The sequence below is a fragment of the Moorena sp. SIO2C4 genome, assembly GCF_010672485.1.
Taxonomy (GTDB): domain Bacteria; phylum Cyanobacteriota; class Cyanobacteriia; order Cyanobacteriales; family Coleofasciculaceae; genus Moorena; species Moorena producens.
On the sequence record NZ_JAAHGN010001073.1, the window covers coordinates 1 to 2,529 of the forward strand.

Below are 2,529 nucleotides of genomic sequence, written 5' to 3' on the forward strand. Positions count from 1 at the left end.
GGCGAATAACCTTCCCTCTTCCCAACCCTTCCAAATTTCCCCTAACAATCCCTATAATTCCCCTTACACAGATCAACCGCCAAACCAGGCTCTAGCTTCACCGAACTTAAATAATTTAAATAATAATTTAAATAATATGCTCAATGTTGAACAGCAGCGGCGGGACACTGAGCAGCTCAAAGCTATGGTTGAGCAACAACGAGCTGAAACTGAACAGCTCAAAGCCCAACTTCACAATCAGCAGTTACTGCTAGACAATCTAACTGCTCAGGTTGATGCCAGTGTGATCAGGGCTCCTGAGCAACTAATCCCTAATCGTAAAACTACTAATGAAACCGCAAATACCCTCATGTCAGGAATACTTTGGGGACTTGGCGGTATGGCGGTAACCATTGGTGGTGGTGCCGTTGTGATTGGCGGGTTAGCCTTGATATCACGACCACAGCGTCCTCCTCGTACAACTTACGTGGTCCAACACCCCTACTCTAGTGCTCCTCCTTCCCTACCAGCGAGACGGCGCTCTGAGTTTATGTCTCATCAATATGATGATAGACTTTATGACCGGATGGACTACGAATAGATTGTCCAAGTCTACTCATCGTAGTATAGGTCATCCTCAGAGTCTAGGAATTTCAAGGATTTCCCCAAAAGCTGCCACACTAGAGGTGCGATCGCTCCCCCAAGAAGACCAATACCAACGCTAACAGCCAAGACAACACCGATTGGCAGATCAATTGACTCGAAGACTAAAAACTTCACGGATACTTCCGTGATATTTTGGATCGAGAAAATAGCGATCGCGCCAATCCAAATAGCAACTATCAGAGAAGTCAGAAGTAAGCCAAGTTTTATGATCTGGGAATAGTTCATTATGGTAACTAGTTAATGGTGACTAGTTCGACTCTATTTATTATTTTTTCTAGCACAGTAGCCCTTTGAATACCTGATTCTGTCAACAGTAGGTGTAGGGTGGGCAAATAATTTTAGTTTCACCAAAAGTACAGTTCTCATCTCCCTTTGCCCACCCTACTGACTGACTATGTCACAATGGCTGGTAAGGATAGCCGGAGGTGAGAGCGATGCCCCAACTACTCGACCAAACCACCGATCAACGCATCGTACATGATGGCACCTGGGAACAGTTTAAGTTGATCCAGAAGGGCTTTGATGGTTCTCCTGGTGTTCGGCTGTTTTACTTTGATGGGATAATCGAGATTCTGATGCCAGGACGAGAACATGAAATTTTTGCCAGTATCATCGGTTACTTAATCACAACCTTTCTGACGGAAAAGGGCATTTTGTTTCAGCCAACTCGCTCAATGACTCAGGAAAAAGAAGGCGTCGCCTCTGCCCAAGCTGACGATTCTTACTGCATCGGTAGTGTTAAGCCAATTCCAGATTTGTCCATTGAAGTGGTTTTTAGTAGTGGTGGCATCAGCAAGTTAGAACGTTATCAAGCTTTAGGTGTTCCAGAGGTTTGGTTTTGGGAAGATGGATTACTAAAGCTTTATCATCTTCAAGATGGCAGTTATGTCCCCATCGAGCGTAGCTTGCTACCCGGACTGAGTGAATTGGATCTTGATTGGTTCAGACACTGTGTTTTGATGGCGGAAACCGATGCGGGAGAAGCGATTAGAGCGTTTCGTAGGCAGATTTAGGGTAAGCTGTCAGCTGTCAGCTTTCAGCTAAAGCGCTACGCGCACGCTACGCGAACAGCGATGAGTTGGGTAGGGTGGGCTGCGTCATGATAGTTTCACCAAAAGTACAGTAATCATTGACATGCAGCCCACCCTACAAAAGCGATTGGCCGTAGGCCACGCTACGCGATCGCACTAATAACCTTCAACCTCATAACCTTGGCCAAAAGGCCACGCTACGCGAACAACCAACTAACCTTCAACCTGATAACCCAAAAAAAATAGTTCCCTCTAGACTGGCCCCACCACATGGCTATCATAAAAGGTAATTATGTTTCCTGAAGGTTCAGATACATCAAACACACTGTGTATTCGCCCTTCGCGAATTTCGCTCGGTGCATAGCCAGCCTCTTGCAGGGCGACTTGTTGAGCCTTCAAATCATCAACCATCAGATCAAAACTCGCTTGTCCTGGTGCCGCTTCAGGTTTATTTCTAAGCACCAGATGGGTTCCCCCTCTCAATTCAAGTACTGCTAACTCTTGAAATTCAGCAACCTTAAGCATTCCCACAAACTCGAAGAAGTCGAGAGATTTTTTGAACTCTGAAACGTTTAACAAGATAGGGGAGGCAAGAGGGGGCGAAATTCCCCCACCTCGTCCAGGTGTTGAAGTTACCGTAAGGATAGTGGAGCCTTAATCAAAAAGTTTTAACCCTTTTATACATAACCGACCAACCATAAAGGCTCCACTATCCTAAGGTTTCGTTTCTGGGATGGATAGCCCCTTCAAATGCCAGAGACCTGTTTCCTTACCCAACTCTCTATATATTCTCCAACGCTTACCCCGGAGTCTTCAGCCGACAATTGCAACCATTTCCAAGTAGTATCTGTTA

4 protein-coding genes are annotated in these 2,529 nt (G+C 45.6%); 2 read left to right on the plus strand and 2 right to left on the minus strand.

Annotated features, from left to right (window positions below; translation table 11 throughout):
* On the plus strand, positions 1-580 hold a 580-nt coding region (locus F6K20_RS33785; RefSeq protein ID WP_287297700.1), incomplete at its 5' end, for a hypothetical protein.
* 11 nt (positions 581-591) lie between these two features.
* On the opposite strand, the gene F6K20_RS33790 is transcribed toward F6K20_RS33785, so the two are convergent.
* Positions 592-870 carry a lipopolysaccharide assembly protein LapA domain-containing protein gene (locus F6K20_RS33790; protein WP_009149372.1) on the minus strand — a complete coding sequence of 93 codons (279 nt, stop codon included), beginning with the start codon at positions 868-870 and terminating at the stop codon, positions 592-594.
* 209 nt (positions 871-1,079) lie between these two features.
* On the opposite strand from F6K20_RS33790, the gene F6K20_RS33795 reads away from it, so the two are divergent.
* Positions 1,080-1,658, plus strand: a complete 579-nt coding sequence (locus F6K20_RS33795) for a Uma2 family endonuclease (RefSeq protein WP_009149374.1) — start codon at positions 1,080-1,082, stop codon at positions 1,656-1,658.
* A gap of 270 nt (positions 1,659-1,928) precedes the next feature.
* On the opposite strand, the gene F6K20_RS33800 is transcribed toward F6K20_RS33795, so the two are convergent.
* Positions 1,929-2,255: a VOC family protein gene (locus tag F6K20_RS33800; protein WP_287256485.1), complete on the minus strand. Its 327-nt coding sequence runs from the start codon at positions 2,253-2,255 to the stop codon at positions 1,929-1,931.
* Positions 2,256-2,529: the final 274 nt, after the last annotated feature.

Coding starts and splice junctions, on each gene's coding strand:
- F6K20_RS33790 (WP_009149372.1), bottom strand. CDS start 870: ATGAACTATTCCCAGATCATAAAACTTGGCTTACTTCTGACTTCTCTG.
- F6K20_RS33795 (WP_009149374.1), top strand. CDS start 1,080: ATGCCCCAACTACTCGACCAAACCACCGATCAACGCATCGTACATGAT.